The sequence below is a fragment of the Dyella choica genome, from assembly GCF_003977665.1.
GTDB classification, from domain to species: Bacteria; Pseudomonadota; Gammaproteobacteria; order Xanthomonadales; family Rhodanobacteraceae; genus Dyella_B; species Dyella_B choica.
Genome location: NZ_RYYV01000003.1, coordinates 385,777 through 401,292, shown reverse-complemented (window position 1 = coordinate 401,292; position 15,516 = coordinate 385,777). Strand labels below are relative to the sequence as shown.

The window sequence follows — 15,516 nt, the reverse complement described above, 5'->3', positions numbered from 1 at the left end:
GCGATGCTCGCAGACCTGGCTGCCGGCTTACTCCGATCCCGCCCCTTGCCGGAGCGGGATCTTCGAAACCCTACTGAGACTCGACGCTAATCAAGTACTACACGTAGGGGAGGGAGTCGTTTTGGGCGAGCGTGAAACTCAAGAGGTCACGCGCGACCAGAACTGCTTCACTCCATCCATCCAGCCCTTGGCGCGCGGCGAATGCTCGTCGTCATCGGCAAACGTCGATTCCAGCTTCTCCAGCAATTCGCGCTGCTCGCGGGTGAGGCGCACCGGCGTCTCCACCACGACACGGCAGACCAGGTCGCCGGTGCGACCGCCGCGGACCGACTTCACGCCACGACCGCGCAACACGAATTGCTGACCCGTCTGCGTTTCCGGCGGAATGGTCATGGCGACTTCGCCATCCAGGGTGGGCACCTGCAACTGGGAGCCCAAGGCCGCCTGCGAGATGCGGATCGGCACCTCGCAAAAAAGGTTGCTGCCTTCGCGCTGGAAGATCGCGTGTTCGCGCACGCGCACTTCCACGTACAGATCGCCGGCTTCGGAACCGGCCGGACCGGCTTCGCCCTGCCCGGTCAGGCGAATGCGATCGCCGTTGTCGACGCCGGCCGGGATACGCACCGACAAGGTGCGCGTTTCTTCCAGACGCCCTTCGCCATGGCACTGCTTGCACGGCTTTTCGATCGCGCGGCCGCTGCCGGCGCAATGCGGGCAGGTCTGCTGGATCGAGAAAATGCCGTTCTGCATGCGCACGCGGCCATGGCCGTGGCAGGTGCGGCAGGTCACCGTCTTGCCGTCTTCCGAGCCGGAACCGTTGCAGTGATGGCAATTGACCTGGGTGGGGATGTCGAACTTCTTCTCGACACCGAACACGGCCTCTTCCAGGTCCAGCTCCATCATGTAGCGCAGGTCGGCACCGCGCCGCGCGCGCGACGAGCGGCCGCCGCCGAAGATGTCCCCGAAGATATCCCCGAAGATGTCGCCCATGTCGCCGAAACCACTGGCGCCACCGCGGCCGCCCATGCCGCCCTCGAAGGCGGCGTGGCCGTACTGGTCGTACATGGAGCGCTTCTGTGCGTCGGCCAGGACTTCGTAGGCCTCCTTGGCCTCCTTGAATTTTTCCTGCGCATGCGGATCGTCCGGGGAACGGTCCGGATGGTATTTCATCGCCAGGCGGCGGAACGCCTTTTTTAGGTCCGCCTCGTCCACCGTGCGGTCGACACCCAGGATTTCATAGTAGTCACGCTTGCTCATTTCATGATCCGCGATTCGATGCGCCGATCGGGAATGAACCAGATCGCTGCCACCGTGGCGTAAAGAACACACGACACCCACGGCGCCACGAACGCCAACAGGATGCCGCACAAATACATGGCGACGGCGACCCGGCCTTTCCAGTCACCGCCCACCGCCTGCGCCAGCAGCGAGGAATCGCCGCCGTTGGCCTTGATCAGGCAGCGCTGGAACGGCTGCCAGACGATCGCGCACATCAGCAGCACAAAACCATAGACCGCCACGGGCAACTGAGCGAAGTGATTCTCGCCCATCCACCCGGTGGTCACCGGCATCAGCGACAGCCAGAACAGCAGATGCAGGTTGGCCCAGAGCACCCTGCCGTTGATCTTCTCGGCAGCATGCAGGAAGTGATGGTGGTTGTTCCAGTAGATGCCTACGTAGATGAAGCTCAACACGTAGCTCACGAACACCGGCCACTGCGGCAGCAATACCTGCCAGCTGTCGCCGTGCGGCACTTTCAGTTCCAGCACCATGATGGTGAGGATGATGGCGAGCACGCCATCGCTGAAGGCTTCGAGCCGTCCCTTATCCATCGACTCCCCTTCCCAGAGCCTGGTCTGACAGGCTCCAAAAAAACGAGCGCCAGGGCCTGGCGCTCGTCTTCCTGGTGTTACTTTACGACGACTTGCGGTCGTTCTTCACCTCGGTGAACTCGGCGTCGACCACGTCGTCCGGCTGGGCCGAACCACCGGGGCCCGGACCATGCTGCGCGCCGGCACCCGCACCCGCGCCAGGATCGGCATGACCGCCCTGCGCCGCGGCGTACAGCGACTGCGCCACCTGCTCCAGCTTCTGGATCTTGGCTTCGATGGCGGCTTTGTCCTCACCGTCCTTCACCTTCTCCAGATCCGACAGCGCACCTTCGATTTCGCTGAGCTGGGCGCCCGGCACCTTGCCGCCGTGCTCCTTCAGCGCGCTGCGCGTGGCGTGCACCAGCTGGTCGGCCTTATTGCGCGTGCTCACCAGCTCCTGGAACTTCTTGTCCTCTTCGCGGTGCGTTTCAGCATCGGCCACCATGCGCTGGATTTCCTCATCGGACAGGCCGGAACCGGCCTTGATCTCGATGCGCTGTTCCTTGCCGGTCTTCTTGTCCTTGGCCGAGACGTGCAGGATGCCGTTGGCGTCGATGTCGAAGGTCACCTCGATCTGCGGCATGCCGCGCGGCGCCGAGTCGATGCCGGCCAGGTCGAACTTGCCCAGCGACTTGTTCGCACTGGCGCGGTCGCGTTCGCCCTGCAGCACGTGCACGGTCACCGCGGTCTGGTTGTCCTCGGCGGTGGAGAACACCTGCGAGGCCTTGGTCGGTACCGTGGTGTTCTTCTCGATCAGCTTGGTCATTACGCCGCCCATGGTTTCGATACCCAGCGACAGCGGGGTGACGTCCAGCAGCAGCACGTCCTTCACGGAACCGCCCAGCACGCCGCCCTGGATGGCCGCGCCCACGGCGACGGCTTCGTCCGGATTGACGTCCTTGCGCGGTTCCTTGCCGAAGAAATCCTTCACCGCTTCCTGCACCTTCGGCATGCGGGTCTGGCCGCCGACCAGGATCACTTCGCTGACGTCGGAGACGCGCAGGCCGGCGTCGTTGAGCGCGGTGCGGCACGGCTCGATGGTGCGCTTGACCAGGTCTTCCACCAGCGCTTCGAGCTTGGCGCGGGTGAGCTTGATGTTCAGATGCTTCGGACCGGACGCATCCGCCGTCACGTAGGGCAGGTTCACTTCGGTCTGGTGCGAGGACGACAGCTCGATCTTCGCGCGCTCGGCCGCATCCTTCAGGCGCTGCAGTGCCAGCGGATCCTTGCTCAGGTCGATGCCCTGGTCCTTCTTGAATTCCTCGATCAGGTAATCGATGACGCGCTTGTCGAAGTCTTCACCGCCCAGGAACGTGTCGCCGTTGGTGGCCAGCACTTCGAACTGCTTTTCGCCATCGACTTCGGCGATCTCGATGATCGACACGTCGAAGGTGCCGCCGCCGAGGTCATACACCGCGATCTTGCGGTCGGCGCCCTTCTTGTCCAGGCCATAGGCCAGCGCCGCGGCGGTCGGCTCGTTGATGATGCGCTTCACGTCCAGGCCCGCGATGCGGCCGGCGTCCTTGGTCGCCTGGCGCTGGCTGTCGTTGAAGTAGGCCGGCACCGTGATCACCGCTTCGGTGACCGGTTCACCGAGGTAGTCCTCGGCGGTCTTCTTCATCTTCATCAGCACCTTCGCGGAAACTTCCGGCGGCGCCATCTTCTTGCCGTCGGAAGTCTGCACCCAGGCGTCGCCGTTTTCGTGCGCGACAATGCCGTACGGCACGATGTGGATGTCCTTCTGCACTTCTGCGTCGGTGAACTTGCGGCCGATCAGGCGCTTCACCGCGTAGAAGGTGTTCTTGGGATTGGTGACGCCCTGGCGCTTGGCGGGGGCACCGACCAGGACCTCGCTGTCCTTGGTGAATGCGACGATGGACGGCGTGGTGCGATCGCCCTCCGAGTTCTCGATCACCCGGGTGCTGCTGCCATCCATGATGGCGACGCAGGAGTTGGTCGTGCCCAGGTCAATGCCGATGATCTTGCCCATGATGTGTGTGCTCCGGAAAACTTGAATGCGGCCCCTCAGCCGCGAATGGTTGTCAGATGGGGTTCTGGCGAATCACGTTCAATACCAAGTGAACCCCGCAGTTCTGGAATTACGGCTGCCGTTTAGTCGTCCTTGGCCACCGATACCAGGGCCGGGCGCAACAATCGATCATTCAGCACGTAGCCTTTCTGCAATACCGCCACGACGGTGCCGGGCGCCTTGCCGGGCGCTTCGACCATGCTTACCGCGTGATGGCGCTCCGGATCCAGCGGCTGGTCGAGCGGGTCGACCTGCACCAGGCCGTTATTGCCGGCAATGCGCAACAGCTCTTTCAGGGTGAGGTTCAACCCCTCGCGAATCGCGGCAACGTCGCCACCTTCCACGGCCAGGCCACGTTCCAGGCTGTCGTAGACCGGCAGCAGGTCGTTGAGCAGCTTTTCGTTGGCGAAACGGCGCGCCTGCTCCAGGTCGCGATGCAGCCGGCGGCGCTGGTTTTCCAGCTCGGCCTTTTCGCGCAATACGGTTTCGCGCAAATCCTTGTTGCCGGCTTCCAGCTCGGCCAGTTTGGCCTTGAGCGCTTCGAGCTCATCGCTCGGCGCGGCGTTCTGCGCGCCCGTTTCAGGCGCCTCGTTGGGCGATTGCGAATCGCTATTGTGCATGAATGACTCCAAACATCGTCCTGGGCCGGCAAGACTGCCGACCATCAAAATACGCGGGTGGACCCGCCTCCCAACCTGCCGTTATAAGGTCGTAGCGGCGCGATTCAAGGCGTCGCTGAGCAGCCGGGCGGTGGCCTGCACCACCGGGATCACGCGATCGTAAGCCATGCGCGTCGGTCCGATCACGCCCACCGCGCCCAGCAGCCTGCCTTGCGCCCCGTAGCTGGCAGTGACCACGCTGCAGCCGTCCAGCGGGGCGAAACCCGATTCCTCGCCGATGAACAGGCGCACGCCGGGCGCCTTGGCGCAGGTTTCCATCAGCTGCAGCAGCTCGTTCTTTTTCTGGAACGCCTCGAACAACTCGCGCAGGCGCTCCACGTTGCCCAGTTCCGAATAGGCCATCAGGTTGGTCTGCCCGCTGACCAGCACATCCTCGTCCTGCGGCGCGAACGAGGCCGCCGCCAGATCTACCGTCTGAGCCAGCAACTGATGCAATTCGCTGCTGGCCTCGCGCAATTCGCGCAGCAGGTGCGCGCGGATGTCGTCCACGCGCAAGCCGGCAAAATGCTCGTTGATGTAATTGGCCGCCTGCTCCAGCACCCGCCCCTCCAAGGGCTTGGTCAGCTGGATCACGCGGTTCTGCACCTGGTTGTCGGAAAACACCAGGATCACCAGCACGCGTGCCTCGGGCAGCGCCACGAAATCGATATGGCGCAGCGGGAAGTCGGTCTGGCGCGGCACCATCACCACGCCCGCGAAATGGGTCATGGCCGACAGCAGGGCCGAGGCATTGCCGGCCAGATCGCGCACCGTGGCTGGACCCGGCGGCAACTCGCGCTGCAACCGCACCATCTCGTCACGCGCCAGCGGCTGCAGTTCGATCAGGCTATCGACGAACAGGCGCAGCCCGCGCGGGGTAGGAATCCGCCCGGCCGAGGTATGCGGCGAGGCGACCAGGCCGGCCTCTTCCAGGTCGGCCATGACGTTGCGAATGGTGGCCGGGCTCACGTCCAGCCCCGAAGAACGCGACAGCGAGCGCGAGCCCACCGGCTCGCCGTCGATCAGGTACTGCGCGATCAACGTGCGCAGCAAACGCCGAGCGCGGGCATCGAGTTCTTGGCCAGGGTGACGAGACATGCGCTGTGGCAATCCGTGAGACGGCTAAGAAATAAGGTTTGGCGGGGAAGAAAGCAAGGAAGCCTGCAAGGTGGGAAACGGGGCCACGGACCGGGGAACGTCGAGTTCGCGGCGCACCTGGCCTTCCCCATTCCCTGTAACCCGTTCCCACTTACAATTCGCCCGACCACTGCCATCCTCACTCCATGCTCACTTCCCTTTACGTCCGCCATCTCGCCGTCGTCGAAGAAGCCGATATCGCGTTCGGTCCCGGCCTGACCGTCGTCAGCGGCGAAACCGGCGCAGGCAAGTCGCTGCTGGTCGATGCCCTGATGCTGCTGGCCGGCGCCCGTGCCGACAGCGGCATCGTGCGTGCAGGCAGCGATCGCGCGGAACTCGCCGCGGAATTCGACCTGGCCAAGCTGCCCGAAGCGCGCGACTGGCTGCAGCGCGAAGAACTGGACGAAGACGGCGCCTGCCAGCTGCGCCGCGTGATCCGCACCGAGGGCAGCTCACGCGCCTGGATCAACGGCCGCCCCGCCACCCTCAGCCAGATCGGTGAACTGGCCGCCTTGCTGGTGGAAATCCATGGCCAGCACGAACACCAGGCGCTGCTGGATCGCGCACATCAGCTGAACCTGCTGGACGCCTACGCCGAAAACGAAACGCGTGTGGCACAGGTGCGTGAGTTGGCCCAGCAGTGGCGCGAACTCGGCGTACGCATCCGCAAACTGGCCGGCGGCGACGACCGCGAGCATCGCCTGGGCTTGCTGCGGCACGAGCTTTCCGAACTGGAAAAGTGGGCGTTGCCCGCCGCCGAGCTGGCCGAACTGGAAAGCAGCCACAAGCGGCTGGCCAATGCCAGCAAGCTCACCGAAGGCGTCACCGGCGTCGTCGACCTGCTCGATGGCGAGGGTGAATTCGCCCTGCGTTCGTCGTTGGGCCGCGCACATGCCGAACTCAGCCGCCTCGCCGCGCTGGACGATCGCCTCGCACCGATGCTCGACCTGCTCGACAGCGCACAGATCCAGCTCAATGAAGCGGTCGACAGCCTGGGCCGCTACGCGCAGGACGTAGACCTCGATCCCGAACGCTACGCCGAAGTGGATACCCATCTCATGCGGCTGCATGAACTCTCGCGCAAACATCGCCTGCCGGTCGCCGAACTCGATCCCCGGCGCATCGCCCTGCAGGCCGAACTGAGCGAACTGGAAAACGCCGGCGAAGCGCTGGAACGGCTGGAAACACAGCGTGCCCAGCTGCAACGCGACTACGACAAGGCCGCCGAAGCCCTGGGCAAGGCGCGGCAAACCGCCGCCAAGCGCTTGGGCAAGGAAGTCAGCAGCCTGATGGCCGAGCTGGGCATGGCCGGCGGTGTGCTGCAGGTGGCCCTGGAAACTGCCGAAAACAGCGATCCCGACCCGCAAGGCCGCGAGCGCTGCGAACTGTTGGTGAGCGCCAATCCCGGCCAGCCACCGCGTCCGCTGCGCAAGGTCGCCTCGGGCGGCGAACTCGCCCGCATCAGCCTGGGTATCGAGGTGGCAACCCTGGGCAAGGACACCATTGGCTGCATGGTTTTCGACGAAGTCGACACCGGCATCGGTGGCGCGGTGGCCGAAGTGGTCGGCCAGAAACTGCGTGCACTGGGCTCGCGCTGCCAGGTGTTGTGCGTGACGCATTTGCCGCAGGTGGCCGCGCAAGGCCACGCGCATTTGCGCGTAAGCAAACATGCCGCAGGCAATTCCACGCAGACACGCATCGAGGCATTGAATGCCGAGGGCCGGCGCGATGAACTGGCGCGCATGCTGGGCGGCGTGGAAATCACGCGCGAAACACGGGCGCATGCAAAGAAGATGCTGGAGCAGGCACAGGCTTAGGAAGCGTAGGCTGGGATGACAATCCCAGCATTGCCATGCATGCGACACCAGCGATGCCGGGATTGTTATCCCAGCCTACGTGCTACGTGCGGATAGGCAGCAGCCCCCGCTCGCTGGCGATGCGATAAAGATCCAGTTCCGACCCCGCCCCCAGCTTGCCCATCAGGCTGGCGCGGTGGATGTACACCGTCTTCTGCCCGATCCCCAGCTCCGCCGCCACCTGCTTTGGGGCACGTCCCGCCGCCAGCAACAGGAACACCTCGTGTTCGCGCGCGGTAAGCCGATCGATCGGATCAAGCGTGTCGTTCGGCCGGTCCTTGCGCCGCTGCCGCAAATCGGAACTGAGGAATTGCTCGCCACGCATCACCGCCCGCAGGCCGGCCACCAGTTCCTCCGGAGCGACGCCCTTGGTGACGTAGCCGCTGGCTCCGCGCCGCAACGCTTCCGATACGTAGGGTTCGCCATCGTGCATGCTCAGCACCACGATGCGCGTATGCGTGGCGACGCTGCGCAGGTGTTCGATCAAAGGCAGCCCGCTGCCGTCCGGCAAGGACAGATCCAGGGCCACCAGGTCCGGGCGGAACTGGCCGATCGCCTCCACCGCGTCGTCGGCGTTGCGGCACTCGGCCACCACCTCGAGGTCCGGCTCCATTTCAATGAGCCGTTTGAACCCCTCGCGGACTATGGCGTGATCATCGACCAGGACAATGCTGTGCATGGGAGGCACTGTAGCAAATCTGTCAGCCTACATCGGGCTCGCGTCACGAAACGGCCACCGCCCGCTAACATCCGCACATGCGTCTAAAACTCTCCCTGCTTACCTCCGGCCCCGTCGTCGGCCTCGGCTACGGCCTGCTTTGGGCCCTGCTCTGGCCTACCACGCAACCGGACTGGACCCTGCAATTCGGCCTGCGCTTCGGCGTATTGCTGCTGTCGCCGCTGCGCTACTGGAGCTGGTTGATCAGTGCCGAGCTGGCGGTCGCCGCATCGATCGAGTACTGGTACGGCTCCGACTGGCACAGCTTCGTCTTTTGGGATCTGCCGCAGCCGCTGACGGTGGCCTTGTGCCTGGGGCTGCTGCGTCGCGCGAACCTGCGGCCGAGCATGCGCGATCCGGAAGAAGTCTCGCGCCTGCTGCTGGCCGGTGGCTTCATCGGAGCGGTGGCCACGGCTACCGACGCCCTGATGATGGCCTTGCTCAACGAGCTGCCCTCGAACGGTTTGCTGGAAGGCTTCGGCAATGAGGTGCTCGGCAATTACGTCGGCCTGCTGCTGATCGTGCCGCCGCTGATCATGCTGTGGCGCATACGTCCGTCGAAACAGGAGATCTCCGAACTGCTGATGGATGGCTTGCTGGTGATGCTGCCGGCCCTGGTGATCCTGCTGATCCTCACCGAACAGGCGGCCCCGCAACGCGAATTCGCACGCATCCTGTCGCTGGCGCCGGTGCTGTTCTTCGCTTTCCGGCATGGCTGGCGCGGGGCCAGCCTGTCCATGCTGGTGTCGAGCCTCGGCATGGCCGTGGTCGACCGCGTATTCACCCACGTCATACCGACTGCCTCCTCGCACATGTTCCTCGCCGTGGCCGGTACCGGCGCACTGATGCTGGGCTCGGCCACCGATGCGCTACGCCGCAGCAGCGCACGCATGGCAGAGCAGAACGTGTACCTCGCCGCGGTGAACCGGCGCCTGGATCACCTGGCACGCCAGCTGCGCGACGCCGCGCGCGGCAATATGCAGGCAGAAGAAAACCAGCGCCGCCACATGGCCGCCGAACTGCACGACGAACTGGGCCAGAACCTCACCGCCATCCAGACCCACGTGAAGCTGGCCCAGACCCGCCTGAAACAGGCCGGCATGGGCGACATCGGCACTTCGATCAACGACATCCTGGCCCACATGCGCCGTGCCCTGCACCGCGTTATGGACGACCTGCGCCCGGCAGTGCTCGACGAATTCGGCCTGATGCGCGCGCTGGACGAGGGCCCGATCCGCGACCTGCTGGCCACCGCCGGCATGATCTACCACACCGAGTTGCACGGCGACCCTCGCCTGCTGGAGGACGACATCCGCACCGCGATCTACCGGCTGGCCCAGGAAAGCGCCACCAACGCCGTAAAACATTCCCAGGCTTCGGTATTCCGCTTGCGCCTGCGCATTGGCGAGCGGGCGGGCGCGGCCCTGGCCTTGCTGGACATCCGGGACAATGGCGTCGGCCTGCCGCACCGCGTGCCGCGCGGCGGGCGGGGCCTGCAGGGCATGCGCGACCGTGTCACTTCATTGGGCGGGCTGTTCCGCCTCAGGCCTGACGGCCAGGGCGTTCACATGCGGGTTTTGCTGCGAAGCAGCATATCCCGCCCTGAAACCAGTGACTTGTGACACTACAACTAGGAAATTTTCCAATACCGGCTGCGTAAAGGCTTCGTTAGGATCACTCCATCGATGTGGGGGAGCCGCCGTCGCGAGACGGTGAGCGCGAGTCAGCCGTGGGGACGGCGGACTCGAAGAGTGGCAGGATGCCACTCCGCCGGAGTCTGGACATATGCACGTATCGCGAGCAATTCCGATACATCGCAGTCAAGAGACAACGGTAAGCCGCAGGGTGGACAGGAGTCCTCCCGCGGCTTTTTTTCTGCCCGTCGCTTTTTCAAAGCGAAATCAATGACTCAAGCGAATACGGCTCTACGTCGGGAAGGGAGCTGATCCGGCGAGCTTCTGACCTGGCTCCCTACTTCTTCCTGTTCATCGGCTTCACATACAGCACCAGGCTATGGTCCTGGATCTCATAGCCGTGCTTGGCCGCTATCTCGCGCTGCAGGCGTTCGATCTCTTCGCTGACGAACTCGATCACCTTTCCGCTGTCAACGTCGATCATGTGGTCGTGGTGCTGGCCGCGATCCAGTTCGTACACCGCCTGCCCGCCCTCGAAATTGTGCTTGCTGAGGATGCCGGCGGCCTCGAACTGGGTCAGCACCCGGTACACCGTGGCCAGGCCGATGTCTTCCTGGTGCCCAAGCAGCTTCTTGTAGACGTCCTCGGCCGTCAGATGCCGGACGCCGTCTTCCTCGAAGATCTGGAGTATGCGCATCCGGGGGTGGGTAACCTTCAGCCCGGCCTTACGGAGTTCTTGAGTTTCCTGCTCCATGGCAAGCTCCCGATACACGGTGGAATCAAGCCATTAGTGTATCATCGACACCTTCACGATCCGGACGCACTACGAATGCAAAAGCTGATTCGCACACTGGGCTATGCCACGCTGGCGCTTTCGCTCGCCGGTTGCCATCTCGTGTACACCCCCGACGTCGCCCAGGGCAATCTGTTCGATAAAACCATCGACAAGAACCTTTCCGACCAGCTCAAGCCGGGTCTGACCAAGCGCCAAGTGCTGGTGCTGCTGGGCACCCCTTCCGTCTCCACGCCGTTCAACCAGAATCGCTGGGATTACGTGTCCACCTATTCGCACCGTGGCGAGAAGATGAAGGTCAACAACATGAGCCTTTACTTCAACAACGACGTGCTGGTGCGCACCGACGGCAACCTGTATTTCCAGGATGCGCAGAAGCTGGTGCAGCAGAGCAACAAGTACAAGACCAAGTACGACGTCAACGACACTTCCGGCGACAAGAGCCCCAATGCGGGCGGCGAGAAGAGCGGGGACGACAGCAGCGGCGATCCGAACTGATCGCAAGCAGCCAGCTCTACCTGGCGCGGCGGCGCCGCGCATCTTTCGGATCGAGCGTAAGCGGCCGGTAGATTTCCACCCGGTCGCCATCCTGTAAGGTCTCGTCGGCCGCCACACGGCGGGAAAAAAGCCCCAAGCGCTCAGGATCGAACACCCGCTCGCGCAGCTCATCCAGGATCCCCGATTGCTGCACCGCCTGCAGCACGGAACTCCCGGCCGGCAGACTCACCCGGCGCAGCAGTTGGCGTTCCGGCATGGCGCAAACCACCTCCACCGTGATGCGCTCAGCCATAGACCTTGTCCGCCTCGCGGCAGAAATCGTCCACCATGCGGTTGGCCAGGCCCTGGAAACCCAGCTTCAGGGCGGTGCCGCCCAGTCGGCCGGCGTAGTCGAAATCCAGCTCCAGCGCGACCTTGCAGCCGTCCGTGCCAAGCGGGATGAAGTCCCAGAAGCCCTCCAGGCTGCGGAACGGCCCGTTGACCAGGCTAACCTGCAGGCGCCGCGGGCGGTCGATGATGTTGCGGGTGGTGAAGCTGTGATGGAAACCGGCGAACTTGAGATCCAGCCGAGCCACCAGCATGTTGTCCCCGCGCTCGATCACCTCGGCGTTGCCACACCAGGCGAAGCGCTTTGGGTATGCTTCGACCTCGTTGACCAGGTCGAACATCTGCGTCGGCGAATATTTCACCAAGGCATTGCGGCGGATTTGGATCACATCGGCCCCATCAGAAGAATTACAGCCCCAGGCAGACAGTCTGCCCGCGGCGACAGGCCCAAAGTTTAACGGACATGGCAAAAGCAAAGGACAAGGAAAAGAAAGAAACCGGGGGCACCATCGCGCTCAACAAGCGCGCCCGGCACGAATACCACATCGACCAGCGCTTCGAGGCGGGCATCGCCCTGCAAGGCTGGGAGCTGAAGGCCCTGCGTGCCGGCCGCATCAACTTCGGCGACGGCTATGCGGTGGTGCTCAAGAACGAGATCTTCCTGGTGGGCACTTCCATCCCGCCCCTGATCAGCGCCTCCACCCACGTGGTGCCGGTGGACCGCCGCACGCGCAAGCTGCTGCTGCATCGCCAGGAGATCGACCAGCTGATCGGCGCGGTGGAACGCAAGGGCTACACCCTGGTGCCCATCGCCATGTACTGGAAAGGCAACAAGGTCAAGGTGGAAATCGGCCTGGCGCGCGGCAAGCAGGAGCACGACAAGCGCAACAGCGACAAGGAGCGCGACTGGCAACGTGAAAAACAGCGCACCATGCGTTCGCACAATCGCACGGCCTAATCCACCCCTGCCCACTGCCTTGCGTGGGGTATGTAGTTTATGGCGTATGTCGCGTTGCACCTCATGGTCTCGTTGCGCCTCACGGTTCGTGGCGTCATCCCACCTCATGGCCGCCGTTGCACCTCAAGGCCGTCATTCCCGCGAAAGCGGGAATCCATTTTGCTCTGAGGCCAAGAAGAACGTGGATGCCCGCCTTTCTCGCGAGCCCCCCTTTCCCCTTCGGCGAACTTGATACCGCACACCACCGTCACCATATATACTTCAATCGCTAACGCGATCTTTTTCCCCGGGGGTGTTCTGGCTTCGACGGGGGTAGTGAGATAGCTTGGTGCATGCCGAGGGGGCAGCTTTCCTCGTTAATCCAGCCGCAAACTTATAGTTGCCAACGACGACAACTACGCTCTGGCCGCTTAAGGCCTAGCCCCGAACCCACCTGTGCCTGTGCTCGTGGATGTAGGGTCATTATCACGGGATCGCCCAAAGCTGCCGCCGGCCGGCCAGGGTTAAATCAAGCGGGCTGGTCCTTCGATGCGCTTCGCACTCTGTGCTGTCGCGGGACGAGATCCAACAGTGAGCTAAGCATGTAGTACCGGGCGTCAAGCGCCTTCGGACGCGGGTTCGACTCCCGCCACCTCCACCATCAAAGCAAAACGCCCGGCGAGCAATCGCCGGGCGCTTTTGTTACTGAGGTCGATGAGTAACACACGCCACGCGAGCCCGCGAAAAACGGGACGCAGGTAGTTAAAAAAGAACCGCGGTCTAACTATCTCTGTCCACGGGTGGCTTTCGGCAGCCATAGCAATAAAACGTCCCTGCCATGGCACGGAAGGAATGTCGATTTTCCATAACCTGCTACAAGTGTAAGAATGGAAAAGATAAATATCGGCCGTCCATCGCCTATGAAAGAACTGCCGGATGAACTCGCAGCAAAAATCGTCAATGCCGTCCTTGAGGAGCGATGCGCATCCGAAGAAGGCATGCGTCGATACCGGCCGCTGCTTGAGGAACGAGCGCACAGGATCATCGCACGCCTCGTCGTTGACTCAGGTGAAGACAGCGGATCCAACAATGATCTTCCCGTGCAGATCCATGCCCTGCTAAACCTTGCCGACACCACCGTCAAGGACGAACTGAACAGCCATCGTTATCCCAAGCCGGCATGCCCGGACAATGGCGGATGCGCCATGTGTTGTACGCATATGCGTATTGTTCTTAGCGTGCAGGAAGCTGCCGTTATTGCGAGAGAACTGCTCGGACTGACGGAGCCTGAAAAAGCACAGATCGCCCACCGACTTCCTTCACTCGGAAAATCGGGACCTGGTTCGCGATGTGGTCTGTTGGACGAACAGGGCCTGTGCACCCTCTACGCAGCGCGCCCCATCAACTGCCGCACGTATCGCTCATGCTCGATAACTGCCTGCGAGGATCGTGTCCGGCTGGGCCGGAATGCCGGCGAGGAAGTGGTGTTCACATATCCGTTCGACGATCTGGTCCGCAAATCGTTCCATCACATGGTGCAGCCGGGTGGAACGCCGCACTTTCTTGAAATGAACACGTTCCTTGCGAGCGTTCTGCATGACGATGAGGGGCTTGCAGCATGGGCATCTGGCGAGATTCCAGCCGAAGACGACGCATAGAGACCCACTAACAATCCGTAGTCTGAGACGTCTTATAGCCTCAGACTATGAGATCAGCTCGTGCTTTAGTGAGAAACCAAGGAAACACTGCGATCCAGATGCAACAACCACTCCACCAAGGATCTGCAGACTCACGGATACGCATAGTCATCGCGAGAGGCCGCCAGAGAATGCGTAACACCGCCAAGCTAAACACTACATGGACCTAACCGTGGCCAGTTCTCATGTTGATCCAAAACTTGTCTTCGCATGGCAAGCAGCGCATTCGATGGCACGCAACTCCCCTCCCCCTGTTCAAGACCGCGGGGGCTTCAGGGTGGACACCCATTCGGAGAAGGAAGTGAAGCGCTGGGTCTTTCCTGAGCTGTGTGCAGGTTTGCACGACATCGCAGGTGAGATTACGGCGCCACGACATTATCTGAAGCTGTGCGGCACCAACGATGAACTGCAAAGCGCACTACCCGCCTGCTGGGAAATTCAGGCGGCGAATTACTTCATGAGGGCTACTGCGACCACCGGCGATACAAGGCCTTTGCCCGAGGGATACAGGCTGGAGCTTCATCAAATCGGGCCGGTTACCCGAGTTCACGTTATCGCGCCAAACGGAGACCTGGCTGCCAACGGTTGTGCGGCGGAGACTGCCGATGCCTTCATTTACGACCGCATCGAAACCGCATCGGACCACCGGCGAAAGGGACTGGGCATCGCCGTGATGAGTGCCCTTGGCTCCGCGAGAAAATCCTTCACCGGCCCGCAGCTCCTGGTTGCAACGGAAGACGGCCGCAGTCTGTATTCGAACCTAGGCTGGACGGTGATCGCACCCTTCGCCACGGCGACCATTCCGGACATGGGTTTTTGAAGCTTGGCTGGCATCTCGCGAATGGGTACGGTGGCGCAGAAGCATTCGTTACACCGAGAGCCCGGCTTCGGCGGAACCCTCTTTTAGAAGAACGACTGGGGCGTCAAGCGCCTTCGGCCGCGGGTTCGACTCCCGCCATCTACATCGAAAAAAAGACCCGGCGAGTGATCGCCGGGCTTTTTGTTTGCCGCAGGGTCACCCTTTCAAATTAGTAGGGTACGCATTCGAATACGAGATGACCATTTACGTTCACCAGCACCGCATGTTCTCCCGGCGGACACATGGGTATGAGGGCACTCGTGTGTATCGGCTTTTTTGCACTAGGAGTGCCGCTGGCACTTACAGTCAGCGCCAGGCCGACCAAAGCCAAACTGACGAACAAGCTCTTCATAACGTTCTCTCTCCATAGAAAGGGCGCTGCTTGATAGAGGTGCACTGACGACCAGAGGAGCGCCCGTGGCTCTGGCCTTAACGGCAACCGATCATCCAACAATCACTTGTCATGGGCTTCCAACAGATCGCGCATCAGTTGTTGGAAAT

General features: G+C 62.6%; 15 protein-coding genes and 1 other RNA gene. 7 read left to right on the top strand and 9 right to left on the bottom strand.

Annotated features, from left to right (window positions below):
- Positions 1–138: 138 nt before the first annotated feature.
- From dnaJ to hrcA, 5 genes are all read right to left on the bottom strand, one after another.
- On the bottom strand, positions 139–1,257 hold the full coding sequence (gene dnaJ / locus EKH80_RS06205) for a molecular chaperone DnaJ (RefSeq protein WP_126683848.1): 1,119 nt from the start codon (positions 1,255–1,257) through the stop codon (positions 139–141).
- Positions 1,254–1,832 (bottom strand): TMEM175 family protein, encoded by a 579-nt coding sequence (locus EKH80_RS06200; protein WP_126683847.1) that lies wholly within the window; start codon positions 1,830–1,832, stop codon positions 1,254–1,256. Before EKH80_RS06200 ends, dnaJ begins: the two co-directional genes overlap by 4 nt.
- Positions 1,833–1,914: 82 nt before the next feature.
- Complete coding sequence (gene dnaK / locus EKH80_RS06195; RefSeq protein WP_126683846.1) at positions 1,915–3,861, bottom strand: molecular chaperone DnaK; 1,947 nt, start codon at positions 3,859–3,861, stop codon at positions 1,915–1,917.
- Between the two features lie 122 nt (positions 3,862–3,983).
- Entirely contained in the window at positions 3,984–4,520 is a 537-nt protein-coding gene (gene grpE / locus EKH80_RS06190) for a nucleotide exchange factor GrpE (protein WP_126683845.1), read from the bottom strand.
- 81 nt (positions 4,521–4,601) lie between these two features.
- A complete protein-coding gene (gene hrcA, locus EKH80_RS06185) occupies positions 4,602–5,657 on the bottom strand; it encodes a heat-inducible transcriptional repressor HrcA (RefSeq protein ID WP_126683844.1) in 1,056 nt (351 codons plus the stop codon).
- A 185-nt stretch (positions 5,658–5,842) separates the two neighbouring features.
- Between hrcA and recN the strand changes: the two genes are divergently transcribed.
- On the top strand, positions 5,843–7,513 hold the full coding sequence (recN, locus tag EKH80_RS06180) for a DNA repair protein RecN (protein ID WP_126683843.1): 1,671 nt from the start codon (positions 5,843–5,845) through the stop codon (positions 7,511–7,513).
- An 82-nt stretch (positions 7,514–7,595) separates the two neighbouring features.
- On the opposite strand, the gene EKH80_RS06175 is transcribed toward recN, so the two are convergent.
- Complete coding sequence (locus tag EKH80_RS06175; RefSeq protein ID WP_126683842.1) at positions 7,596–8,231, bottom strand: response regulator; 636 nt, start codon at positions 8,229–8,231, stop codon at positions 7,596–7,598.
- Positions 8,232–8,308: 77 nt separating this feature from the next.
- On the opposite strand from EKH80_RS06175, the gene EKH80_RS06170 reads away from it, so the two are divergent.
- Positions 8,309–9,892 carry an MASE1 domain-containing sensor histidine kinase gene (locus tag EKH80_RS06170; protein WP_126683841.1) on the top strand — a complete coding sequence of 528 codons (1,584 nt, stop codon included), beginning with the start codon at positions 8,309–8,311 and terminating at the stop codon, positions 9,890–9,892.
- A gap of 349 nt (positions 9,893–10,241) precedes the next feature.
- Here the strand turns inward: EKH80_RS06170 and fur are convergent, their stop codons facing one another.
- Complete coding sequence (fur, locus tag EKH80_RS06165; RefSeq protein ID WP_126683840.1) at positions 10,242–10,658, bottom strand: ferric iron uptake transcriptional regulator; 417 nt, start codon at positions 10,656–10,658, stop codon at positions 10,242–10,244.
- 75 nt (positions 10,659–10,733) lie between these two features.
- Here fur and EKH80_RS06160 point away from each other — a divergent pair, with 75 nt between their 5' ends.
- Positions 10,734–11,195, top strand: coding sequence for an outer membrane protein assembly factor BamE (locus EKH80_RS06160; protein WP_126683839.1), 462 nt, complete (start codon positions 10,734–10,736; stop codon positions 11,193–11,195).
- Between the two features lie 16 nt (positions 11,196–11,211).
- Here EKH80_RS06160 and EKH80_RS06155 read toward each other — a convergent pair whose 3' ends face one another.
- Both EKH80_RS06155 and EKH80_RS06150 read right to left on the bottom strand, forming a co-directional pair.
- Positions 11,212–11,487, bottom strand: a complete 276-nt coding sequence (locus EKH80_RS06155; RefSeq protein WP_126683838.1) for an RnfH family protein — start codon at positions 11,485–11,487, stop codon at positions 11,212–11,214.
- Positions 11,480–11,911 (bottom strand): type II toxin-antitoxin system RatA family toxin, encoded by a 432-nt coding sequence (locus EKH80_RS06150; protein WP_126683837.1) that lies wholly within the window; start codon positions 11,909–11,911, stop codon positions 11,480–11,482. The genes EKH80_RS06155 and EKH80_RS06150 overlap by 8 nt, the downstream gene beginning before the upstream one ends.
- Positions 11,912–11,985: 74 nt before the next feature.
- On the opposite strand from EKH80_RS06150, the gene smpB reads away from it, so the two are divergent.
- The 4 genes from smpB to EKH80_RS06130 all read left to right on the top strand — a co-directional run bounded on the left by smpB (position 11,986) and on the right by EKH80_RS06130 (position 14,976).
- Positions 11,986–12,480 carry an SsrA-binding protein SmpB gene (gene smpB / locus EKH80_RS06145; RefSeq protein ID WP_126683836.1) on the top strand — a complete coding sequence of 165 codons (495 nt, stop codon included), beginning with the start codon at positions 11,986–11,988 and terminating at the stop codon, positions 12,478–12,480.
- A 288-nt stretch (positions 12,481–12,768) separates the two neighbouring features.
- Positions 12,769–13,120: a transfer-messenger RNA gene (ssrA, locus tag EKH80_RS06140) on the top strand.
- 259 nt (positions 13,121–13,379) lie between these two features.
- Positions 13,380–14,117: a YkgJ family cysteine cluster protein gene (locus EKH80_RS06135; protein ID WP_158628767.1), complete on the top strand. Its 738-nt coding sequence runs from the start codon at positions 13,380–13,382 to the stop codon at positions 14,115–14,117.
- 340 nt (positions 14,118–14,457) lie between these two features.
- Entirely contained in the window at positions 14,458–14,976 is a 519-nt protein-coding gene (locus EKH80_RS06130) for a GNAT family N-acetyltransferase (protein WP_126683834.1), read from the top strand.
- The last annotated feature ends 540 nt before the right edge of the window (positions 14,977–15,516 follow it).

Excerpts from the sequence above, each read along its gene's own strand:
- dnaJ (WP_126683848.1), bottom strand. The coding sequence starts at position 1,257 with ATGAGCAAGCGTGACTACTATGAAATCCTGGGTGTCGACCGCACGGTG.
- EKH80_RS06200 (WP_126683847.1), bottom strand. The coding sequence starts at position 1,832 with ATGGATAAGGGACGGCTCGAAGCCTTCAGCGATGGCGTGCTCGCCATC.
- dnaK (WP_126683846.1), bottom strand. The coding sequence starts at position 3,861 with ATGGGCAAGATCATCGGCATTGACCTGGGCACGACCAACTCCTGCGTC.
- grpE (WP_126683845.1), bottom strand. The coding sequence starts at position 4,520 with ATGCACAATAGCGATTCGCAATCGCCCAACGAGGCGCCTGAAACGGGC.
- hrcA (WP_126683844.1), bottom strand. The coding sequence starts at position 5,657 with ATGTCTCGTCACCCTGGCCAAGAACTCGATGCCCGCGCTCGGCGTTTG.
- recN (WP_126683843.1), top strand. The coding sequence starts at position 5,843 with ATGCTCACTTCCCTTTACGTCCGCCATCTCGCCGTCGTCGAAGAAGCC.
- EKH80_RS06175 (WP_126683842.1), bottom strand. The coding sequence starts at position 8,231 with ATGCACAGCATTGTCCTGGTCGATGATCACGCCATAGTCCGCGAGGGG.
- EKH80_RS06170 (WP_126683841.1), top strand. The coding sequence starts at position 8,309 with ATGCGTCTAAAACTCTCCCTGCTTACCTCCGGCCCCGTCGTCGGCCTC.
- fur (WP_126683840.1), bottom strand. The coding sequence starts at position 10,658 with ATGGAGCAGGAAACTCAAGAACTCCGTAAGGCCGGGCTGAAGGTTACC.
- EKH80_RS06160 (WP_126683839.1), top strand. The coding sequence starts at position 10,734 with ATGCAAAAGCTGATTCGCACACTGGGCTATGCCACGCTGGCGCTTTCG.
- EKH80_RS06155 (WP_126683838.1), bottom strand. The coding sequence starts at position 11,487 with ATGGCTGAGCGCATCACGGTGGAGGTGGTTTGCGCCATGCCGGAACGC.
- smpB (WP_126683836.1), top strand. The coding sequence starts at position 11,986 with ATGGCAAAAGCAAAGGACAAGGAAAAGAAAGAAACCGGGGGCACCATC.
- EKH80_RS06135 (WP_158628767.1), top strand. The coding sequence starts at position 13,380 with ATGAAAGAACTGCCGGATGAACTCGCAGCAAAAATCGTCAATGCCGTC.